The sequence below is a fragment of the Fluviicola taffensis DSM 16823 genome, from assembly GCF_943372375.1.
GTDB lineage: Bacteria > Bacteroidota > Bacteroidia > Flavobacteriales_D > Crocinitomicaceae > Fluviicola > Fluviicola taffensis_A.
This window is the reverse complement of sequence record NZ_CALRYJ010000003.1, coordinates 187,329-209,907: the sequence shown is the minus strand read 5'-3', so window position 1 is coordinate 209,907 and position 22,579 is coordinate 187,329. Positions and strand designations below refer to the sequence as shown.

Here is a 22,579-nt window from a genome sequence, read left to right as displayed (position 1 = left end):
CAACAACAATAAAAGAAAGCATATGGAGTTCGATTTGCCAAAAGGAACAACGTCAATTATCAAAGTGATTGGTGTTGGTGGTGGTGGAAGTAATGCTGTAAACCACATGTTCGATCAAGAAATCAAAGGTGTTGATTTCATCGTTTGTAATACAGACCGTCAGGCTTTGGATATTTCTCCGGTGCCTTATAAAATTCAGTTAGGTCCTAGCCTGACAGAAGGACGTGGTGCGGGTGCGATTCCTGAAATTGGTAGAAACGCTGCAGTTGAAAATATCGAGGATATTCGTGCCTTACTTTCAAACGGTACGAAAATGGTTTTCGTTACTGCAGGAATGGGTGGTGGAACCGGAACAGGTGCCGCACCGGTAATTGCACAAGTAGCTAAAGAATTAAATATATTGACTGTCGGTATCGTAACGATTCCTTTCGCATTTGAAGGTCGTCGTCGTCGTCAACAGGCAGAAGAAGGATTGGATGTGATGCGCCAATGTGTTGATACCTTATTGGTGATCAACAATGAGCGTTTGCGTGAAGTCGGTGGAAATATGTCATTGGCTCAGGCATTTGCTTTGGCGGATAATGTATTGGCTACTGCTGCAAAAGGAATTGCAGATGTGATCACTACAACAGGAGCAATCAACGTTGACTTCAACGATGTGAATACGGTAATGCGTAACTCCGGTGTCGCAATTATGGGATCATCAGTCGCTGAAGGTGAAGGTCGTGCAATCAATGCGGTACAAGAAGCATTAAATTCTCCATTATTGAATGATAACAATATTGAAGGAGCGAAATATATCTTATTGAACATCACATATGGTGATATCGAGGTAACAATGGACGAAATCGGTGAGATTACGGATTACATCCAGGAAGAAGCCGGATCATCTGCAGATGTTATCTGGGGTCATGGTTACGATCCAAGCTTAGGAAACAAATTGAGCGTAACCTTGGTTGCAACCGGATTCAATTCATTGCCGTTCACGGGTTTTGAAAAGGCTCCTGAAAGAACAGTTTCTGTTTTGGAAGATGAGCCTAAAAACGAAATCAAAACTCCTTTGACATCTCCGACTCATCAGGTTGTTGCGGAGAAAAAAGAGGAAGAGCCTTTTTTGAAATCCGAACCGAAAGTGGAAGAAATCAAATCAACAACTGCGGGAACAATTGAATTTGATTGGGAAGTGAAATCAGAGGCAAAGCCAATGACTTCACCTATGTCAACCCCTTCAGTTGAAGAAAAAGAAGAGCCGAAACGTTATTTTTTGGAAGACGAAGCTGAAACAAAAGTTGATTTGGAAAATGTGGTTCAAAAAGCTCCTGTTAGTGCGGAAGAATTGCAACGTCGTAATATGGAACGTATGGAACGTATCAAGAATTACAACAGCAAATTGAAGAAAGCAGAAGGGTTGAAAGAATTGGAAGATGAGCCGGCATTCGTTAGAAGAAACATTCATTTGGATCAGGTAGTAAAAAGCGAAGAATCCAATGTAAGCCGTTTCGGACTTTCCGATGATGGAATCAAGACAAACAACTCGTTCTTACACGATAACGTAGATTAAATAAGACTTAATAGACAAGAGACTTAAGACTAAAGACAAATCGTCTATGGTCTTGTGTCTTCAGTCTTAAATCTTTAAAAAAAAATGAATTTTACAGAAAAAATAAATCAGGATATAAAAACGGCAATGCTTGCTAAGGAGAAAGAACGCCTGGCAGTTTTGCGTGATATAAAAAGTAAATTATTACTGGAAGCAACATCAGGTGGTTCGGGTGAGTTGACAGAAGAAGCAGCGAATAAAATCGTTTTGAAACTTCACAAGCAACGCATGGAAACTTACCAGATTTATGTTGAACAAGGAAGAAACGATTTGGCAGAAGAAGAATTGTTTCAAGCGAAAGTATTAGAAGACTATTTACCGAAAATGATGTCTGAGGACGAAGTTCGTGCAATTATCGCAGCTAAAATTGCTGAGGTTGGAGCAAGTGGACCTCAGGATATGGGGAAAGTTATGGGGCCGGTAAACGGTCAGTTGGCTGGTAAAGCCGATGGAAAACGCGTTTCCGAGTTGGTAAAAGAAGCTTTGGCTAACTTATAATGTATTGTTAAACAAGAGTTTCCTTAGACTCTGTTTTTATTGTTGGAAAATCCTCTCGGCCATAGCTGAGAGGATTTTTTTGTATCTTGTAGTATGACATTTCGTTTTTTTTCGGTTTTATGTGCGTTAGTGTTGTTAATAGCTTGTACACACGAAAAAGCGCCCCAATATAGGGAATACAAAACCCAATATGTGATTATTGTTGCAATTGATGGTCCACGTTACTCTGAAACCTGGGGCGATCCTTTACGAGTCAATATCCCTATCAGAGATAGTTTATCCGCATACGGAGTGTTACTCACCAATTTCAGGAATCTGGGTGAAACACGGACTATTCCCGGACATACCGCGATTTGTACAGGGAATTATCAATCCATTGCAAATGATGGATCACAAATCCCGGATTATCCTTCCATTTTTCAGGAATGGTTGAAAAGCACCAATGAACTGAACACGAAATCTTGCATTGTCGGATCAAAAGATAAATTGCGGGTATTGTCGAACTGTCTTTATCCGGATTACCAGGATCACTATCGCCCGTTTTTCAATTGTGGGGTTAATGGCGACGGTACCGGAGGTTACCGGGCGGATTCAATAACACTCGAGATTGCATTGAATACATTGACAGTTAACCAACCGAAATTGATGCTGATTGCATTTAAGGATCCGGATTATTTCGGACATCAAAGCGATTCCATAGGGTATATCCATGCTATTCGAAAAACGGATGAGTATATTGGAGTGATTTGGAACTATATTCAGAATTCATCCAATTATAAAGACAAAACGACGCTTATTGTTACAAATGATCATGGAAGACACCTCGATGGGATTTCCGGCGGATATACCAGTCATGGAGATAATTGTGAAGGTTGCAGACATATCGAGCTTTTTGCTTTGTCACCGGATTTTAAAAGGAATGTGCAGTTGAATACAGGATATGACCAGGTTGATATTTCTGCAACAATTCGGGAACTGCTTCATTTTTCCTTTGATACCGGAAAAGGAGAGGTTATGGTCGATTTGTTTAGGTAGATTCAACAAAAATTCCATTGGTTTGAGAGGAATTTCTATTTTCGTATACTAAGCTTGAAATTATGCCGATCATTTATCTCATTCTGGTTATTTATTCCTTTATAGCTTCTCAGGTTCACTGGCCATTTGGTAACCTGACAATTATCTTTGGAATGCTTTTATTGTTGACTGATATTGTTATCCAGATTGTTCGGTTGGCGATGAAGAAAACAAGCTATCAGTTGCTACTGTTATCACTTTCTCTTTGCTTTTTAAGTGTTGGTTACCTATTTATGTGGTTGGATTGGCCGGCAATGAAATTGAATGCATGGCTTTGCTTGGTACTGGCTCTGCCGGGAATCATTCTTTCCTTTAAGCTAAAGAAAAAGGCTTTTGTTAGAAAGCTGATTACCGGATTCATGTTCATCCTATTAGCAAGTATTTCTTTCATGAAGGAATCTACGTTTTATTGCTTCAAACACAATATGTCGGTTGATAACCCAAATGATTCTCCTGTATTTGTAGTGCATCGTCTGGCTTATATTCTTTATCAGGAAGGTGATAAGAAACAAGCCGAAGAATTATTGGAAAGTATTCGGCAAGATTTGAATAAGAAAACAGCTTATTTCAGAACTTTGGAAAGAAGAGATAAATTTATGTTGCAAATTTTTATTGAGGACTCTACAATTGTAAGGAATGATTTGGAGCAGTTGGAACACGGGAATTGGTCGAATTATCAATACCTTTGGCCGGACGATGTTAACTATAAAGAACTGGAGAAGCAATAATCATAAGCGCTTCAACAAAAACTCCCGCTGAGAGTCTTTCGTGAAATAGGGAAAGAACATTTCCACCAACAAGTTGTGGTATTTTTCAACTGTTGTTTCAACCGGTTCGTTGTACACCTCTGCAGAAGCAATCCAGTAATCGCTGAAAACACGAATGCGTTCATTCAATCCATTGTATTCACCTTCAAAAGCGGGTGCACGCATAATTCCAGCTTTAATGGCCAAATCAAACGAATAGAGATAAGTTGTTCTTCGAACTTCCTCCAATTGCTTGAAGTGCTCATGCAGTTTTGGATTCTCGCGCATATTTTGGTTGAAATCAATCATTAAGAAGCGAAATTTGAACAATGCTTCCATTCCGTTTCGGGTAGAATCCATGACAAATTGAAAATCCATTTTCTCGGTATCTAACTTGGCTTTTTCTTCTTCAAATGTTTCCATCAACTGGAAAAAAAGAGCTTCAATAATGTCTTCCCGGTGCTTGAAATGATAGTTTAGGTTTCCCTGACTGATAAACATCTCTGCGGCAATTCGGCGCAATGTTATGTTCGGAACTCCATGAGTATTGAATAAGTTCAAGGCTGTCTGTAATATTTTATCTCGTGTTTTCATTTCTTTAGTAATCTTGACCTAATTCAAATAATTTTAGTACCTTTGACCTAAAGATACTAAATATTTCCATTATGAAGCGTAAACAATTATTTGAATTTGAAGATCAATCTTGGTTTCCTGGCTTTCTAAGAAATTATTTGACAGATTTTCTGCAGTTTATATCCAATCAGTTTGATATTTATAAAGCCATTACACCGCTTTTATCAGAAGCAATTGAGAATAGTGGGGAGCAGCGAATCATTGATTTAGCTTCCGGTGGTGGAGGTGGTTTATTCAAACTATCCAAACGTTTGGAAGAGAAGCATCCGAATCTGGAAATTGTACTCACGGATTATTATCCGAATTTGAAAGCCTTTGATTATGCTAGTAAACAGGCTGCCAATTTTAAGTATGAAACAAAACCGGTTGACGCCAGAAATGTTCCGGGGCACTTGAAAGGTGTCCGCACACAGTTTTTGTCGCTCCATCATTTCAAAGAAGAAGACGCCGTTCTAATCTTGCAAAATGCAGTGGATTCGAAAAGTTCGATTGCAATTTTCGAATCACAGGAGCGCAATGTGAAAAGTGTTCTCGCCATGATTTTTTCTCCGATCAATGTCTTGTTGATGACTCCTTTTATTCGTCCGTTTTCAGTTGGAAGAATTGTTTTCACCTATTTGATTCCATTGGTTCCACTTTTTGTTCTATTGGATGGGATTTTGTCTGCATTAAGAACATACACCATTCCGGAAATGAATGAATTAATCTCCCGTGTAAAGGGACATGAAAACTTCGATTGGAAAGTAGGCAGGCAAAAATCAGGACCCGCGAGTATCCTTTATTTGATTGGTAAACCGAAAGAGGATTAAGATTTGAAAATTGAGAATATAAAAAGTCTTTTCAATTTTTAATTCCCAAACCTATGCATTATCTTTGTTGTCTAAAAAACGAGCAAACAATCATTTATGAACAATACAACAGAAAAATTAGCTTACAAAGTAAAAGACATTTCGCTTGCAGAATGGGGTCGTAAAGAGATCGTTTTAGCAGAAGCTGAAATGCCAGGATTAATGGCATTACGTGCTGATTATGGTGCAAAGAAACCTTTGAAAGGTGCACGTATCGCAGGATGTTTACACATGACCATTCAAACAGCTGTTCTGATTGAAACATTGGTTGAATTAGGAGCTGAAGTTACTTGGTCTTCATGTAACATCTTCTCAACTCAAGATCACGCTGCTGCTGCAATTGCTGCTGCAGGAATTCCTGTTTTTGCATGGAAAGGCATGAATGAAGAGGAATTTGATTGGTGTATTGAGCAAACAATCTTCGCTTTCGAAGGAGGACAACCTTTGAACATGATCTTGGATGACGGAGGTGATTTAACGAATATGGTTTTCGACCGTTTTCCTGAATTAACTGCTGGAATCCGTGGATTATCTGAAGAAACTACAACCGGAGTTTTGCGTTTGTACGATCGTAAGAAAAACGGAACTTTGGTAATGCCTGCAATCAACGTAAACGATTCAGTTACAAAATCAAAATTCGACAACAAATACGGATGTAAAGAATCGTTGGTAGATTCAATCCGTCGTGCAACAGACGTTATGATGGCTGGAAAAGTAGCAGTTGTTTGTGGTTACGGAGACGTTGGTAAAGGTTCTGCTGCTTCTTTAAGTGGTGCCGGAGCTCGTGTAATTGTTACTGAGATTGATCCGATCTGTGCTTTGCAAGCTGCAATGGACGGATATGAAGTGAGAAAACTGGATTCAGTTATTGGAAATGCGGATATCATCGTTACTTCAACTGGAAACAAAGATATTATCGTTGGTCGTCATTTCGAGAACATGAAAGACAAAGCGATCGTTTGTAATATCGGTCACTTCGATAATGAGATCGATATGGCATGGTTGAATGCAAATTACGGTTCTACAAAATCAACAGTAAAACCACAAGTGGATATTTACAATGTAAAAGGACACGATGTGATTATCTTGGCTGAAGGTCGTTTGGTGAACTTGGGTTGTGCAACTGGTCACCCATCATTTGTAATGTCTAATTCATTTACAAACCAAACATTGGCTCAATTGGAATTGTGGGAAAACCATAAGAACTATGAGAATGATGTATACGTTTTACCAAAACATTTGGATGAAAAAGTAGCTCGTTTACATTTGGCTAAAATTGGTGTTGAATTGGAAACATTAACAAATGAGCAAGCAGCTTATATCGGAGTAACTGTTGATGGTCCTTACAAATCAGATGCTTACAGATACTAATAATTAGTATCCGGATAAAAATAGGAAAAGGAATCTCGAAAGGGATTCCTTTTTTCGTTTCACGCACACGCGTTTCCAAGGGGATTAATCCCCTTGGATGTGCATTGCACACTACTTTTTTATCTATTTAATCATTAAGTAACAGAACTTGCTTAATTTTGAATTATCGCTAATTTCGTTTATGCAACTTTCTGAAAGAATTAAATCCATAGATTGGTCATCGCTTAAGACAATTTTACTTGTTGGACTGATCGTCCGTTTAATAGCTGCAATTTTCTCTGAAGGTTATAGCATGCACGATGACCATTTTTTAGTTATTGAAGCTGCAGGATCTTGGGCTGATGGTTTTGATTACAACAATTGGTTGCCATGGAATAAAGCAGCAGATGCTGCTCCTGAAGGACATAGTTTTACGTATGTCGGATTGAACTACCTGTTCTTTACATGTATGAAATTCTTTGGAATCTCGGATCCTAAGACATTGATGTTGATCAACCGGATTATCCATGCACTGTTTTCGCTGCTTGTTATCCGTTTCGGTTATTTGATCACAGAAAAACTATCCAATAAAAAAACTGCAAGTTATGTCGGTTGGATGCTCGCTCTTTTATGGGCAATGCCTTTCCTTTCCGTAAGAAATTTAGTGGAAGTGGTGAGTATTCCATTCTTGATGTGGGCTGTTTGGTTGACACTTCAGGACAATCGCAAATGGGCATTGTTTTATGCTGGTTTGTTGATAGGAGTGGCCATTTCTTTCCGTTATCAGATTGCAATTTATGCTGTTGGTCTGGGAATTTTTTACCTCATTAAATTGGAATGGAGAAAGCTGTTCCTCATGAGTGCAGGTTCCATTGTCATGTTTTTATTGACGCAGGGATTGGTGGATTACTTCATCTGGGGTTATCCTTTCGCAGAGTTTAAAGGATATGTTGTCTACAATATGAATGAAGGAACGCGCTACATGAAAAACGCAAACTACTTCATGTATTTCTATGTGCTTTTCGGATTCTTACTTTTCCCACTTGGTATTTTAGCCTTGGTGGCCTATTTCAAATCGGCTCGGAAGTACCTGATATTATTTATTCCGACATTCGTTTTCTTATTGTTTCATACGATCTTCCCTAATCGGCAGGAACGGTTCATTTTGACGATATTCCCATTGGTAGTCATACTTGTTTTCCTGGGGATCGAACAATTGAGAGTGCGTAAATTCTGGAATGGATTCTGGAAAGTTTCCTGGGTTGTATTTTGGATCCTGAATATTCCTTTGTTTTGTATTGTTACGGTGATGCCATCCAAGAAGTCACGTGTGAATACCATGTATGCCTTACATGGAAAAGTTCATGGTGGCGAACATATCCTGATTGAAGCAACCGGGGAAACCAATCCGGAAATGATGCCTTTTTTCTATTCGGGGAAATGGAATTACAAGGTCTTGGAACGTTGGAATATGGACACCGTTAATCCTGCAAGTTTCTATACCGTAGAGCCACAAGATTATATTTTCTTCTTTGGACAGAAAAATTTGGATCAGCGTATTGACACTTTCAAGGTGATTTACCCAAAGATGCATTTGGAAGCCCAAATTGAACCGGGTTTTGTAGATAAATTTTTACATGGGATCAATCCGAGAAATTCGAATTCCTATGTGGAGATTTGGAAGACAGAGGTGAAGAAAAAATGAAGGTCTTTTTCTCATTTCGAATAAAGTACTAATAATGGGTATTTGTATCTGAAATGATTTGGTAAAGAGTTCAAAAGGTATTAGTAATTGAACTATTGAACGGATCAATTGTAAATCCTCAATAGGTTACTTCCATTCCATTCAGTTTGGTACTTGCGCAATCCCCAGCTGGAACCGGAAATGGGTGAACCATCATACATGGAAAAAACAGCTCCGGAACACGCATCGTTCAGTTGAAGGAAGTTCGTGGAGTCAGCTGTTAATGCGGTTGCGCAAACATTATCAGGATCTTCAGGTGACATGCGTTCCCATGCTACAAAAACATCCGTGGATTGTCTGTAAACAACAATGCCTTTGATTCCGCCTGCAACATAACTATATCCACCAACATTATTCAATTCCTGATAAGAGGGAAGCGTAAGATCTATTTGAAAATCGAATGCAATACTTGGAACAGGGTGAGTTCTGTTTTTTTTACAAGAAACACCTGCCAGTATCAAAATCAATAAAAAGATTCGTATTTTCACTTTACCTTAGTTCGAATAATAAAAGTATGAAGTTAAGAACGTTTTTACAACTGTTTGTATTGTGTGGACTGTTTATTTTTGGTGGTGGCTCCGTTCCTCCGTCATTCAGTCAGGATGGATCCATAGCCAAAGCGGAGAAAACAATTGCAAAACGCAGAAAAAAAGAAGCTAAAGTAGCCAAGAAAGAAGCCAAAAAATCAAAGAAGGCCTTTTGGGCGAGACAATCCAAAGAAGCGAAGAAAAGCGTCAAGAGAAATCAAAAACGCCAGAAAAAAGCTGCAAGGAATTCGAAAGGTTGGTGACTTCGACTACGCTCAGTCACCTTTGCTTCCGAGTGATTTTGATTCAAAATAATATTGAAAAGGTCATTGAGCGGAGTCGAAATGAACCTTTCAAGCGAATAGCTTGTCACTCCAATTCTCAGCTTCCTCTTCCGAAATTAAATTCAGTTTCTTCAAATAATGAGTAGTCTTCTCAAAAGCAAGTGGGTAATCGATCCCTTTGTAATTCCAATCCGTTTCAGATAACCATTGTTTTACCTGATTTAATCCCAAATTATAGCGCCAGGAAATAATTTCGGCAGAATTCGGACTTTCCTTCACTTCCAGTGCTTTCTGATTCACAATAGCACACATTTGTTTCAATAACTCGGGATGTTTTTCTGCAATTTCTGTTCTGGCTGCAATGACAAAACAAGGCCACGGAGTAACTACGTCACCGACATAATCGCATTTCCCTTGTTCTACAAAAGGGAAAGTGGTGTATTTTTCCCACAAAAATGCTTGCGCTTCATTGTTTTCCAAAGCCCATAAACCGCCATAAACATCTCCGATAACATTGAATTTCAGCCCGTCCAAATTCCAGCCGTATTGATCTGCCATAACGTAAGCCATTAAATGGGATCCCGAGCCATATCTGGAAATGGCAAATGTTTGGTTCTCGATATCTTCCGGTTTTTTGATATCTCCGTTCATCGGGACATGGATTCCCCAGCTTAATGGTGAAACGACATATACTTGAAGAATTTTCGCATCCAATCCTTGTAAGATCGATTTGGAGATTCCTTCAGTTAGAAGAACTGCAATATCAATCGATTTGGTTTCCAGTCCGCGAATCATCTGACCCGTACCACCGGTCATGTCCGACCAATGCAGATTTAAACCGATCTGTTGAAATTTTCCTTCTTCAATTGCCAATCTCCAGGGCAAGTTAAAATGTTCCGGGACACCACCGATTTTGAGCCCTAATTCGTTTGTCATTTTTTCGAAAATTGCATGGAGTGCAGCTTTTTGTACATTCCATCTTTACGTAATAATTCTTCGTGAGATCCAATTTCCTGGATTTCACCTTTATCCAGAACAATGATCTTGTCTGCTGCTTGTATGGTAGATAATCGGTGTGCAATAACAATGGAAGTTCTTCCTTTGGTAAGTTCTTCCGTGGCGCGTTGAATCAATACTTCCGATTCGTTGTCGACACTGGAGGTCGCTTCATCTAAAATCAGAATGTGGGGATTGTAAACGTAGGCACGGATAAAAGCCAGTAATTGTCTCTGTCCGACGGATAACACGCCACCCCGTTCACCAACCTGGTAATCATATCCGTTCGGCAATTTTTCAATGAAACTGTCAGCTCCAACTGCTTTTGCTGCTGCAATGACTTGTTCTCTCGTGATTTCTTCGTTACCTAAGGTGATATTGTTGTGAATGCTATCGGAAAACAGGAATACATCCTGAAGTACAATGGCGATGTTTTTCCGCAAAGTGTCCATCTGAATTTCGCGCAGTTCGACCTCACCGATGTGAATAGTTCCTTTTTGATATTCGTAAAAGCGACTCAATAAGTTCACAATTGAAGTTTTCCCCGCTCCGGTTGCCCCAACGAATGCGATGGTTTCCTTAGGTTGAATTGTCAGGTTAATGTCTTTTAGTACCCAATCCTCATCTTTATACGCAAAATAAACATGTTCGAATTTTAAAGGTTTTTCAAAATCACAAGTGGTGATTGTTCCCGATTCCTGAACATGTTCGTTGGTGTCGAGCAATTCAAACACTTTGTCTGCACGGACAATTCCACGTTGAAGGATGTTGAACTTATCCGCCAGCATACGAATTGGTCTGAATAACATCTGAATCCAAAGCGTGAAACTGAATACCGTACCGAATAATTTGGTGTTCCCAAGATCCTGTCCGGTCATTGAAAAAGCTCCCCACACAATGAGTAAGGCCATCGAAAGCGAACTCAAGAACTCAACAACAGGAAAGAAGATGGAAAATGCCCAAACTGCATTTACATGCGCTTGCCGATGCGTTTTGTTTGCTTCCTGGAAAGCTGCATATTCCATTTTTTCTCTTCCGAATATCTGGACAATGTTCATTCCTGTCAATCGCTCCTGAACAAATGAATTCAGGCGATGAACCGCTGTACCTTCCTGCTGGAAACTTTTCCGCATTGCTTTTGCAAAAATACGGGTGGCGAAAATGAGAATAGGGATCGGGATCAGGACAAGTAAAGAAAGCTGCCAGTTGGAAGCGAACATCAGGACCAGAACGACAATCAGCATCAATAAATCGCCCAAAATATCAATCAGACCGGAAGAAAAGACCTCAGAAATTGCTTCAATATCTGAAACTACCCGGGTTACCAAACCACCTACAGGAGAACGGTCGAAAAACTGCATCCGGAAGGTCGACAAATGATTGAATACCTTGATTCGGATATCCCGAATAACGGATTGTGCCATGAAATTGGAGAAATAGGCCGTCAGGAATTGAAGCAATCCCTCCAAAAGAAGTATTCCTGCAACGATCAAGGTCCATGTTAAAAATAAAGGTTGACTTCTTGTTGTTTCTTCAACGACATATTTCTGTACCATATTCCCAATAATCATTGGACGCAAAGGACCGATAGTGGAAAGCAAAACAGTACATATAAAAGCCAAAATCAGAAACCCAGAATAAGGTTTTGCAAACTTCAATAACCGTCTAAAAATCCTAAAATCAATTTTGCTTTGTTTGGCCATAACGCAAAATTACATCTAAGGATTGGGATATGGCTTATTTTTAAGTGCTAAAATTCACTAACAAAACACATTTTTATTTCCATTGTTTGCTTTTATTCCTTTATTTTGTGAAGAGGCATGAGACCCAATAAAAAAGCACAAAATTAACCTCACAATATTCTATACTATGGTTCACAATTTAGGTCAGTCCACATCCATCTTCAATACTTTTTTAGGAGAGTTAAGAGATTGCACGGTTCAAACTGATCCCATGCGTTTCAGACGCAATCTGGAACGCGTTGCAGAAGTGTTGGCGTACGAATTGAGTAAACAGCTGGAATACCAAACCGAATTGGTGACAACTCCATTGGGTGAAGCAGAGGTTTCCACTTTGAAACAACAACCAGTTCTGGCAACTATTTTACGTGCCGGATTACCTATGCATCAAGGATTATTGAACTATTTTGACCGTGCGGAAAGTGCATTCGTTTCTGCTTACAGAAAACATACTACTGCCGAAGACTTTGATATCCATGTGGAATATTTGGCTTCTCCTTCAATTGATGGAAAAACCTTGATCATTTCAGATCCGATGTTGGCAACAGGAAGTTCGATGGTAATGGTGTATAAAGCACTGTTAAAACAAGGGAAACCTGCCAAAGTTCATATCGTATCAGCGATTGCAGCCCCGGAGGCGATTGAGTTTTTGAAAAAACATCTACCAAGCACCGTTAAGATTTGGGTTGGCGCAATAGATAAGGAATTAACCGCTCAATCTTACATCGTTCCCGGATTAGGTGATGCGGGAGATTTGGCTTACGGAGTAAAATGTTAAGGAGATAAACTATGCACTGGCACCTATATATATCACTTTTTGGTTTATCGATGATCAAATTCATGTTTGCTCCTTTTGGTGGACCAGCAATGAAATTGAATTTCTTCGAAACATATCTTTCATGCGTTGCAGGAGCATTCGCAGCAGCCTTTATTTTCTATTTTTCGAGCGAATTTTTCATGATTCGGGCACACAATAAACGAAAAGCGCTATTGCATGCATCCATTACAAATGGAACACCTCTAAAGTACAAACCTAAATTCACCCGTTTCAATAAATTGATTGTGAGATTGAAACGCCGTCTTGGAATTTATGGGATTGCGTTTTATGCACCCTTATTTTTATCGGTTCCGGTTGGATCAATTGTAACAGCGAAGTTTTACGGAAAGGAAAAACGCACATTCCCATTGATTTTGCTTGGAATTTGTATCAATGGTTTAATCACAACAGGCATTGCCTACGGAATCAAAGCATTGTTTTAATGAAAGTTCGTCAACTCTTTTTTGACCTCGACAGAACCCTGTGGGATTTTGAAACCAATTCGCGTTTCGCACTACAGCATCTGTACGATAATCTGAAACTGGGAGAAACAATCGAACATTTTATGCATTTCCATCATACCTATATCCGGATCAATGCGGATTTATGGAACCAGTATGGAAATGGAAAGTTGACCAAAGAGGAATTACGGGATAATCGGTTCAAAAAGGCTTTGGCACATCACGGAATTCATGATAATGAGCTTGCTCAACAAATGAGTGATGGATATATAGAGCTTTCACCCCAACAGACAGCACTTTTTCCAGGAGCAGTTGAAATGCTGGAATCGCTCAAGGAGCAAGATTATTCCTTGCATATCATTACGAATGGTTTCAAGGAAGTTCAGCACATTAAATTGGCGAAAAGTGGAATTAGTAAGTACTTCGACACGGTACTTTGTTCCGAAGAAATCGGAGTTACAAAACCACATCGGGAGATTTTTCAGGAGGCTCAGCGTCTAACCAACTGTAAAACGGAACACGCAATCATGATCGGGGACGATTTTAAGGCAGACATCATCGGTGCATTGAATGCAGGCTGGACAGCCATTCATTTTGATCCACTTTACAAATACAAGAAAGAACGCAATGTTCCTAGAATCCGCGAATTATCTGAGATTCCTTCGGTGGTTAATTTATTGCCAATCGTTGCAAACTGACTCCTGAAATTTGCCGAACGATCGAAATAGAAAATCCATTGGTATCTTTTTAAGATGGACTTTTTTATTGTTTTTTTTCTTCGGTTCATTCAATGCTTTGTCACAGAAAAGATTGGAACAGAAAGAACTGCAAGCGTTGACCAACAGTTTGAAATACGTAACCGATCTACCATATATATGCAGAGACTCTGTTTACAGTAATTATGCCCCAGGTTGTGGTGATCGGATTTTCTGGAGAGCAGTTCAGCAAAAAAAATCGATCATTCCCTTCCTGATGGACAAATTGGATGACACCACTCAAACAACAGTTTCAGTTCCCTATTTTGGAGGTTATTACACCATAGCTGATGTGGCTTATGTCGTCATGCAGGAAATCATTGCGGACATTCCCACATTTCAATTGCTTGGAGTTCCTTTTGACAAGGACGGTTGCGGTTATTGTGCTTATTGGAACTACTTGCGTGAAGATATTTCACATAGGAGACACTTTCAAAAAGAGGTGCGTCAATGGGAAGACCGGCTGGGAGGAAGATGGATCGAAAGCCCGAAAGTCTTGACATGTGACTGTCAATTTCCACATCCGAACGGCGGACATTATATCAAAGAATATACGCTGAGCAATTGGACTAGCTTTGGGTTTCACCTGGAATATTCCTATCTGAAAGCGCATAGCATCGGAATCGGTGCAAACTTCATTTCTGAATCCTTTCGTCCATTCATTGGAAGCAGAAGTATCAATTATACGGTTGATGCAACAATAACCGGTTTGTTCTACAATCGTATTTCAGCCTTGGGGCAACGCATTGATTTGGGAATCAACGTAGAGGGAACTTCTCCCGACTTTCATGTTTTCATAGAACACAACGATAAGAATGATTTCCGGATAGGAGGAAAAGTGGGAATCTCATTCAATAATTTCATTTACCTGCATTACCGTTACAGCTATCCGCTTACCAGGTATGAGAATCCCTACCTTTCAAGGCATGGAGTAGTTTTGACATTCAAATTAAATCAAGGACCGTTAAATGATTTTTGGGGACCTTGAGATACTAATGTCTCAAAATCACCCGCTGCCAGGAAGAAACTAGTGGTTCGTGGAAAATGATTTTTACCTTTTCATTTGTTTTAGGTTCTTGTTTTGATTTCTCATTTAGACCTAATTCTACTTTAATATCGTCATCCAGGAAATCAATGTAGAAATCCCGTCCGTAATTTAATCGACTAATCCATTCATCTGTAATGGTATCATTTAAATCACAGAGCTGATAAATTGCCCGGATTTCCACAGTGTCTGAAATCGAAGGAAATCCAATCCAGCCATCTTCAAAAACGCGATTTTCAAATAATTTATTAGAGCAGGCAGTATCGACCAAAAGGTATGGAAATACCACTGATTCGTTAGGGTTTAGAATGAAATGCGATTTATAATTGCGGTACCAGTATTTTCTTGGTCTGACAATCTCATAGATAGAATCTTTAGCTTTAATCTCAAATGTGATATTGTAATAGCCATAGGAATTCCAATCTTCATAGAAGTAGTGTATACTATCGGTATTATTATGAATGATAACAGATGTTTTTTTCAGACTTGAACAATTATTGATATGAGCAAACTCCTGCGTATGTGGAATAGAGAGCTCAATACTGACTTTACTTCTGGAATTCTGTCCAAAAGATAAATAGGTCATTAGAATGAAGAGAAAACAACCCGTCGATTTCAATAGAGTCATAGTTTCAAAAGTAGTATTAAGAATACGAAGAGAAGAAAAAGGTTACATCGATTGCCAATGGGGAGTATCTTCATAGCGAAGACAAATCAAGTCTTTTGTCTTCGGTCTGGAGCCTTAATGTCTCAAAATCCTAAAGTCTTAAATTCTAATTCCCTATCTTTGCACCCTCAAATAAAAAAACGGATGTCTTTTTCTTCTTTCGGCTTAGCGCCCAATTTACTTCAAGCCTTAACCGAAATGAATTACGAACGTCCATATCCCATTCAGGAAATTGCTATTCCGGCAATCTTGACAGGAAAAGATGTGCTGGGAATTGCTCCGACAGGTTCAGGTAAAACCGCCAGTTATGTATTGCCGATTTTAACCCAGTTAGCGAAGGCAGAGAAAGCAAAAAATCGACACATTCAATCCTTGATCTTGGTTCCGACACGTGAATTGGCTATCCAGGTGGAAGAAGTGTTCAAAACCTTTGCGCATACTTTTTCAGAGCCATTGAAAGTCAAAGCGGTTTATGGTGGAGTTTCTATCAATCCGCAAATGAAAGCCATGATGGGTGTTTCCATTCTGATTGCAACTCCGGGTCGTTTGATTGAATTGGCAGAATCCAATGCGGTGCATTTGACCTCGGTGAAATCAGTTGTCCTGGATGAAGCGGATAAATTGTTGAATCTCGGTTTCCAGGAGGAAATGCAACAGATCATCAAGCTGCTTCCGAAGAAACGTCAGAATTTGTTGTTCTCTGCAACTCTGAACGACCAAGTTTCGGAAATCAACCAAATTTTGTTGCACGATCCGATTGTGCTCAAGATTGAGAACGAAGAAGATTCGGTTGACTTGATCCAGCAAACTGCTTTCCGGGTTTCGGATGCACGGAAAGGACCTTTGTTGCGTTATCTGATTCGCGAACGAAAGATGAAACAAGTACTGATTTTTACCAGTTCTACATTCAAAGCAGATCAGGTAGTTGACAAATTGCGCAAGAACAACATCGATGCTCAGGCTATTCACAGTAAGAAAAGCCAGGATGCCCGAAATAAAGTCCTTCGAAATTTCAAAGCAGGACATTTGAAAGTATTGGTAGCTACCGATTTGATCTCTCGCGGAATCGACATCGAATTTCTGCCTTTCGTCATCAACTACGAATTACCACGTTCTCCCAAAGACTACGTTCACCGAATCGGTCGCACGGGAAGAGCTGAATCTACCGGTGAAGCATTAACTTTTGTAACGCCGGAAGACGAACATCATTTTAAAATTATTCAAAAGAAAATGGGAAAACAGGTTCCGTTTGAAGAAACAGACGAACTCAATCTGAACGGTTATTAATTCTCTTTAAATAACAAGTCAGGAGTTTCAGTCCTAATATCCTGAAATCCTATAGTCTTAAAATCCATAACATGAAACGTATTGCATCATACAAGAAACTTTTCCAGGTGGAAGAGGAAATCAGCTTAGCTCAATTGAAAACAACTTACCGCAAACTGGTAAAAGAATGGCATCCCGATAAATTTCAGGAAGAAGATCCATTGAAAGCGGAAGCGGAAAAAAGAAGTTTGGAAATCATTGATGCTTACCATTTCCTGGTGAGCATTGCTCCTGAAACTTTGGAGCAAAATATGGAAGAGTATCAAGAGACGATCAATACTTCGATGATCGCTGATTTTCATTACAAAGGGTTGACTTTGAAAGTGACTTTCCTGAACGGACAAGTATTTGAATATTTCGCTGTTCCGAACAACGTTTACAAGAAGTTGACACAATCAGCTACGCCGGAACGTTTCGCACGCAGACACATTTTCTCTTCGCATACCTACCGTATGGCGAGCAAAGGAATGGTAGAGGCTTAGTTTATCACGTTAGTTCTCTTTCTTTGGCTTGGGGAATCCTCCGGATTTTCTCCCACGGAGGAACACGGATTCACCTACGGTGAACACAGTGGAATTGCAATTTATTATTACAACAACACAGATTTTCAAAATATTGACTTCTGTGTAATTCCGTGCTCGTCCGTGGGGAATTTCTATTTATTCTGCTCGAGAAGGCTTCCTCCGTTGAACTGAAAAAAATGACAAACGATTCCTCGTTAAAATCCTTATTTTTGATAAGACAGATTTGTACTTATGAAAAAACTATTATTCCTATTGACTCTTGTTGTTTCGAGTTCAATTTTCGCACAAAATAAATTTCCTGAATTCCTTGTTGGAACTTGGTTCTCTGAAGATCAAAACACTTATGAACATTGGGATAAACTATCTCCGACTTTCCTGAAAGGCTATTCTTATCAGGTAAAAAACGGGCAGATTCAGGTGAGTGAATACCTTGATCTGGTACAACGAAAAGATGGAACATTCTACATACCTACTGTTATTGGTCAGAACAGCGGAAATCCAGTAGAATTCAAATTGACATCTTCTGATTCCACCTTCTTTTTTGAGAATAAAGCCCACGATTTTCCAAAGAAAATCAGTTACAAAAAGCTTTCTTCCACAGAGATTTTTGTGCAGGTTTCGGGAGAGAAAAACAAGGGGTTCAGTTTTAAAATGAAGAAGAAGGAGCCGCTGAGTGAAACAAGGAATGAAAAGAATACAACGGATAATCCGAACTTTAATAGTGATTTAGCAGAAAAACTAAAGGGTGATGATTACGGAATGAAAAAGTATGTATTTGTTGCTCTGAAAACAGGAACAAATTCAACAACGGATAAAAAATACATCGATAGTTGTTTTGCCGGACACATGGCGAATATTGGGCATCTGGTGGGTGATGGAAAATTAATCGTTGCAGGACCTTTTGGCAAGAATGACTTGACGTATCGAGGGTTGTTCATTTTGAATGTTACAACAGTAGAAGAAGCTGAAGCACTGCTTAAGACAGATCCGGCCGTTAATTCAAAGCTTCTTGCATACGAGCTGATTCCATGGTATGGTTCAGCGGCACTTCCCGAATATTTGGATGCCTCCGATAAAATTTGGCGTAAAAAGTTTTAATAATTCGTATTCTTGATCTAAAATGTTTCCTATGAAAAGATATGGTGCCTTTATATTGATTATTAGTTGTGTTCTAACTGCTTGTCAGGAAAAGAAAGTAAATACAGATGCTGAATTCGATAAATACAAAGAAGGTTTTGTATTGCGTTTATGGGAAATGAATCCGGGTTGGGCAAGCGGAATGGGGTATCACAAATTCGATTCTGTTTTGGTTGTGCCGAATGATGCGCGGAAAGAAAAAGAAAAGCAATTCATCCAAAAAGAATCCTTTCAGCTAATTGAATTTAAAATAGAGGAGCTTTCTGATGCCAACAAGATCGATTATAAATTGATCAAGAACTATTTGAATGGTTCTGGCTGGGAGCAAAACTCTTTGAAGTCAGGAGAATGGAATCCATCCAATTACAATGTGTGTGGTGGTTTTGCAGAAATGCTTGCAAATAATTATGCTCCGTTGGATGAACGATTGAGAAATTTCTCCCTTCGCCTCAGAAATGTTCCGGCTTATTATAAAGCTGCGAAAGCAACTATCAAAAATCCAACAAAGGAACATACGCAATTAGCCATTGAGCAAAACCGAGGTGGTTTATCTGTTTTCACTTCCGATTTACCGGCAAGTTTGGAGAAGTCCAAATTGAGTGCAGAAGAGAAAGCGGAATTGATCAAAAGAAGTGAAGCTGCTCAGAAAGCCATCAGTGATTACGCATCTTGGTTGGAAAAATTGTCCAATCCGAATCCGAGAAGCTTCCGGTTGGGAAGTGTATTGTATTCGAAGAAATTCGAATTCGATATCCAATCAAATAATTCGGCAAAAGAGATTTACCAAAGTGCATTAACCCATAAAAAGGAATTGCATCAAAAAATGGTGAAGATTTCAAAGCAAATCTGGGATAAGCACATGGGACAAAAGCCAATGCCGAAAGATGAATACCAACTGGTAAAACAATTGATCGACCAGATTTCCCTGCAGCATACGCAACCTGAAAACTTTCAGAAGGACATCGAAAAGCAAATTCCGGAACTGGAGAAATTCGTAAAAACGAAGAACCTGATTTACTTGGATCCCAAGAAACCATTGGTTGTTCGCAGAGAACCGGATTACATGGCCGGAGTGGCGGGTGCTTCCATTTCTGCTCCTGGTCCTTACGATAAAGGAGGGAATACCTATTACAATGTGGGAAGCATGAATGGTTGGCCGGTAGAAAAATCGGAAAGCTACCTGCGTGAATACAACGATTACGTGTTGCAAATCCTGAATATCCACGAAGCAGTTCCAGGTCATTATACACAACTGGTTTACAGTAACAATTCTCCAAGTATCATCAAATCGATTTTTGGGAATGGTGCCATGGTTGAGGGCTGGGCTGTTTACACAGAGCTCATGATGCTCGAAAATGGTTACGGTAACGACAGCCCGGAGATGTGGTTGATGTATTACAAATGGAATTTGAGAACGACTTGCAATACCATTTTGGATTACTCGATTCACAATTTGAATTTCACCAAAGAACAAGCACTGAATTTATTGGTGAATGAAGCATATCAGCAACAGGCAGAAGCAGAAGGTAAGTGGAAGAGAGCAACGTTGAGTCAAGTGCAATTATGCAGTTATTTTGCCGGTTTCACAGAGATCTGTAATCTGCGCAAAGAACTGATGAAGAAACAAGGGACGGCATTTGATTTGAAAGCTTTCCATGAAAAATTCCTCAGTTACGGAAGCGCCCCGGTTAGAGATATTCGGGAGTTGATGATTCATAATTGATACTTGGACTGCGCTCAGTATCCTATTTACAGAAGGGAATAGGTGATTGAGCGTAGTCGAAATCCCTTTTTTTCTAAAACCTACTTGATAATTCCTCCGTTGTTAATTGATAATTAATCTCCGTATATTTGAATTTTGCAATTCGACAATCCATGGAGTTTCTCACATTAGAAGAGTTTTATCAATCAATCGGTAATGGTTCGTCTTTGGTTCCGGAAGGGATCAGTAAGGAATTGGGGCAGTTCAATGTGTTTGATACCAATGAATTGATCGCCCAGAATAACGGGAAGATAGGGAAAATGCCTTACAACCGGCGCTTGTATTACAAGATCAGTTTGATTAAAGGGAAAAGTCAGGCGGAATATGCCGACAAAGTGATTGAAATTGAGCAATATGCCTTGCTTTTTGCGACACCGAAAGTTCCCTACAATTACACTTCGGAAGATGAAGACCACAATGCGGTATTTTGTGTGTTCAGTTCGGATTTCATAAACAAATCGAATACGGGATTTGTCTTGGATGAATTACCGATTTTCAGTCCGGGATCCGTTCCGATTTTTGAATTATCAGAAAGTGAATTCCAGTATTTGGAAACGGTCTTTTCAAAAATGCGAAAGGAACAAGCTTCTGATTATGCTTTCAAATACGATTTGATTCGCAATTACGTCATGGAGCTCGTCCATTTGGGTCAAAAACTGCAACCTGCATCCATCCTGTATCCGAAACATACTGCATCTGAGCGCGTCAGCTCTTTGTTTGTAGAATTATTGGAGCGCCAATTCCCCATTGAATCCAATCGTCAGCGCATTGGTTTGAGAACGGCAAAAGATTATGCGGATCGTTTGGCTGTTCACGTCAATCACCTCAATAAAGTATTGAAGGAAAATACAGGAAGAACTACAACAGAAGTGATCGGAAATAGAATCACTCAAGAAGCGAAGATCTTATTGAAGCAGACCAATTGGACTGTTTCAGAAATTGCTTACTGTCTGGGGTTTGAAGAGGTTGCCCACTTTTCTAATTTCTTCCGGAAACACACCCAAATCACTCCGAATTCGTTTAGAAATTAATGATTCAATTATAAATGGTTTAATTATCAATTATCAAGTGGATTTTGTTTTTCTGGTAAAACCCACTTGATAATTCCATTCTATTGTTTGAATTTCGCAACTGTTGGATTGCTTCATGCAAAGGGAAAGGCGTTTTCTCTGGATACCTTTGTCTTATCAAATTTAAATCACATGAAAACAAACAAATTAGCATTGATTACAGGAGGAAGCCGCGGTCTGGGAAGAAGCATGGCAAACAAATTGGCCGATAAAGGAATCAATTTGGTGATTACCTATCATACAAACAAAGCAGAAGCGGATAAGGTTGTTGCAGAAACTGAGGCGAAAGGGGTGAAGACACTTGCGCTTGCATTGGATGTGAGCAAGGTGGATACATTCAAACAATTTGGAACAGATTTGCGTGCAGCGCTTACAGATAAATTCGGTTCGGATAAAATGGACTTTCTGATAAACAACGCCGGAATTGGATTAGGCACTCCGATCGGAGCTACGGAATTAACCGTTTTTGAAACGCTTTCGGATATTCATTTCAAAGCACCGGTATTCCTGACACAGGAAATTCTTCCAATTCTGAATGATGGAGGTGGAATCGTAAATATTTCAAGCGGTTTGGCACGTTTCACCGCTCCGGGTTATTCCGTTTACGGTTCGCTGAAAGCAGGGATCGAGCAATATACCCGCTATTTGGCAAGTGAACTGGGAATACGCCAGATTCGCGCAAATTGTGTGGCGCCAGGAGCTATCGAAACAGATTTCGGAGGAGGAGCTGTGCGCGACAATGCAGATTACAACAAGATGATTGCTAATACAACCGCTTTGGGTAGAGCAGGATTGCCGGATGATATCGGTGATGTGGTTGCATTCCTTTGTACAGATGAATCACGTTGGATCAATGGGCAACGCATTGAGGTTTCAGGCGGAGCCAATTTGTAGAAAGATGAATTGATCGAGTTGGTGGGCTTTCGCATGATTTTATAAAATTGTGTTGAAAGCCCATTTTGCTTGGTGTTTTCAC

General features: G+C 39.6%; 23 protein-coding genes. 18 read left to right on the top strand and 5 right to left on the bottom strand.

Features of this window, described 5'->3' with window-relative positions:
- The first annotated feature begins 22 nt into the window (after window positions 1-22).
- The 4 genes from ftsZ (at window position 23) to AAG807_RS06675 (ending at window position 3,900) form a co-directional block, all read left to right on the top strand.
- Complete coding sequence (gene ftsZ, locus AAG807_RS06690) at window positions 23-1,561, top strand: cell division protein FtsZ (protein WP_341901808.1); 1,539 nt, start codon at window positions 23-25, stop codon at window positions 1,559-1,561.
- An 84-nt stretch (window positions 1,562-1,645) separates the two neighbouring features.
- A complete protein-coding gene (locus tag AAG807_RS06685; protein WP_341901807.1) occupies window positions 1,646-2,098 on the top strand; it encodes a GatB/YqeY domain-containing protein in 453 nt (150 codons plus the stop codon).
- Window positions 2,099-2,290: 192 nt separating this feature from the next.
- Window positions 2,291-3,133 (top strand): alkaline phosphatase family protein, encoded by an 843-nt coding sequence (locus tag AAG807_RS06680; protein WP_341901806.1) that lies wholly within the window; start codon window positions 2,291-2,293, stop codon window positions 3,131-3,133.
- A 62-nt stretch (window positions 3,134-3,195) separates the two neighbouring features.
- Window positions 3,196-3,900 (top strand): hypothetical protein, encoded by a 705-nt coding sequence (locus tag AAG807_RS06675; protein ID WP_341901805.1) that lies wholly within the window; start codon window positions 3,196-3,198, stop codon window positions 3,898-3,900.
- Here AAG807_RS06675 and AAG807_RS06670 read toward each other — a convergent pair whose 3' ends face one another.
- On the bottom strand, window positions 3,901-4,512 hold the full coding sequence (locus tag AAG807_RS06670; RefSeq protein ID WP_341901804.1) for a TetR/AcrR family transcriptional regulator: 612 nt from the start codon (window positions 4,510-4,512) through the stop codon (window positions 3,901-3,903).
- Window positions 4,513-4,583: 71 nt separating this feature from the next.
- Here AAG807_RS06670 and AAG807_RS06665 point away from each other — a divergent pair, with 71 nt between their 5' ends.
- The 3 genes from AAG807_RS06665 (at window position 4,584) to AAG807_RS06655 (ending at window position 8,454) form a co-directional block, all read left to right on the top strand.
- Window positions 4,584-5,360 (top strand): hypothetical protein, encoded by a 777-nt coding sequence (locus AAG807_RS06665; RefSeq protein ID WP_341901803.1) that lies wholly within the window; start codon window positions 4,584-4,586, stop codon window positions 5,358-5,360.
- Window positions 5,361-5,456: 96 nt separating this feature from the next.
- The gene (gene ahcY / locus AAG807_RS06660) at window positions 5,457-6,770 is read left to right on the top strand and encodes an adenosylhomocysteinase (RefSeq protein ID WP_341901802.1); all 1,314 of its coding nucleotides are present in this window, start codon (window positions 5,457-5,459) and stop codon (window positions 6,768-6,770) included.
- Window positions 6,771-6,951: 181 nt separating this feature from the next.
- Window positions 6,952-8,454, top strand: a complete 1,503-nt coding sequence (locus tag AAG807_RS06655; protein WP_341901800.1) for a glycosyltransferase family 39 protein — start codon at window positions 6,952-6,954, stop codon at window positions 8,452-8,454.
- 104 nt (window positions 8,455-8,558) lie between these two features.
- Here AAG807_RS06655 and AAG807_RS06650 read toward each other — a convergent pair whose 3' ends face one another.
- Complete coding sequence (locus AAG807_RS06650; RefSeq protein WP_341901799.1) at window positions 8,559-8,981, bottom strand: hypothetical protein; 423 nt, start codon at window positions 8,979-8,981, stop codon at window positions 8,559-8,561.
- 26 nt (window positions 8,982-9,007) lie between these two features.
- On the opposite strand from AAG807_RS06650, the gene AAG807_RS06645 reads away from it, so the two are divergent.
- Complete coding sequence (locus tag AAG807_RS06645; protein WP_341901798.1) at window positions 9,008-9,283, top strand: hypothetical protein; 276 nt, start codon at window positions 9,008-9,010, stop codon at window positions 9,281-9,283.
- A 90-nt stretch (window positions 9,284-9,373) separates the two neighbouring features.
- Here the strand turns inward: AAG807_RS06645 and AAG807_RS06640 are convergent, their stop codons facing one another.
- Window positions 9,374-10,240 (bottom strand): substrate-binding domain-containing protein, encoded by an 867-nt coding sequence (locus AAG807_RS06640; RefSeq protein WP_341901797.1) that lies wholly within the window; start codon window positions 10,238-10,240, stop codon window positions 9,374-9,376.
- A complete protein-coding gene (locus AAG807_RS06635) occupies window positions 10,237-12,003 on the bottom strand; it encodes an ABC transporter ATP-binding protein (protein ID WP_341901796.1) in 1,767 nt (588 codons plus the stop codon). Before AAG807_RS06635 ends, AAG807_RS06640 begins: the two co-directional genes overlap by 4 nt.
- 166 nt (window positions 12,004-12,169) lie before the next feature.
- On the opposite strand from AAG807_RS06635, the gene upp reads away from it, so the two are divergent.
- From upp to AAG807_RS06615, 4 genes are all read left to right on the top strand, one after another.
- A complete protein-coding gene (gene upp / locus AAG807_RS06630; RefSeq protein ID WP_341901795.1) occupies window positions 12,170-12,817 on the top strand; it encodes a uracil phosphoribosyltransferase in 648 nt (215 codons plus the stop codon).
- Window positions 12,818-12,828: 11 nt separating this feature from the next.
- Entirely contained in the window at window positions 12,829-13,299 is a 471-nt protein-coding gene (locus AAG807_RS06625; protein ID WP_341901792.1) for a hypothetical protein, read from the top strand.
- The gene (locus tag AAG807_RS06620) at window positions 13,299-14,015 is read left to right on the top strand and encodes a YjjG family noncanonical pyrimidine nucleotidase (RefSeq protein WP_341901791.1); all 717 of its coding nucleotides are present in this window, start codon (window positions 13,299-13,301) and stop codon (window positions 14,013-14,015) included. Before AAG807_RS06625 ends, AAG807_RS06620 begins: the two co-directional genes overlap by 1 nt.
- A gap of 97 nt (window positions 14,016-14,112) precedes the next feature.
- On the top strand, window positions 14,113-15,060 hold the full coding sequence (locus tag AAG807_RS06615; RefSeq protein WP_341901789.1) for a hypothetical protein: 948 nt from the start codon (window positions 14,113-14,115) through the stop codon (window positions 15,058-15,060).
- Between the two features lie 4 nt (window positions 15,061-15,064).
- Here AAG807_RS06615 and AAG807_RS06610 read toward each other — a convergent pair whose 3' ends face one another.
- Window positions 15,065-15,745, bottom strand: a complete 681-nt coding sequence (locus AAG807_RS06610) for a hypothetical protein (RefSeq protein WP_341901788.1) — start codon at window positions 15,743-15,745, stop codon at window positions 15,065-15,067.
- A gap of 183 nt (window positions 15,746-15,928) precedes the next feature.
- On the opposite strand from AAG807_RS06610, the gene AAG807_RS06605 reads away from it, so the two are divergent.
- From AAG807_RS06605 to AAG807_RS06580, 6 genes are all read left to right on the top strand, one after another.
- Entirely contained in the window at window positions 15,929-17,071 is a 1,143-nt protein-coding gene (locus AAG807_RS06605; protein WP_341901787.1) for a DEAD/DEAH box helicase, read from the top strand.
- A gap of 71 nt (window positions 17,072-17,142) precedes the next feature.
- Window positions 17,143-17,592, top strand: a complete 450-nt coding sequence (locus AAG807_RS06600; RefSeq protein WP_341901785.1) for a KTSC domain-containing protein — start codon at window positions 17,143-17,145, stop codon at window positions 17,590-17,592.
- Window positions 17,593-17,865: 273 nt separating this feature from the next.
- A complete protein-coding gene (locus AAG807_RS06595) occupies window positions 17,866-18,732 on the top strand; it encodes a DUF6265 family protein (protein ID WP_341901783.1) in 867 nt (288 codons plus the stop codon).
- 31 nt (window positions 18,733-18,763) lie between these two features.
- Entirely contained in the window at window positions 18,764-20,494 is a 1,731-nt protein-coding gene (locus AAG807_RS06590; protein ID WP_341901781.1) for a DUF885 domain-containing protein, read from the top strand.
- 152 nt (window positions 20,495-20,646) lie between these two features.
- Window positions 20,647-21,564 carry a helix-turn-helix transcriptional regulator gene (locus AAG807_RS06585; protein ID WP_341901779.1) on the top strand — a complete coding sequence of 306 codons (918 nt, stop codon included), beginning with the start codon at window positions 20,647-20,649 and terminating at the stop codon, window positions 21,562-21,564.
- 171 nt (window positions 21,565-21,735) lie between these two features.
- Window positions 21,736-22,497: an SDR family oxidoreductase gene (locus AAG807_RS06580; protein ID WP_341901777.1), complete on the top strand. Its 762-nt coding sequence runs from the start codon at window positions 21,736-21,738 to the stop codon at window positions 22,495-22,497.
- Window positions 22,498-22,579: the final 82 nt, after the last annotated feature.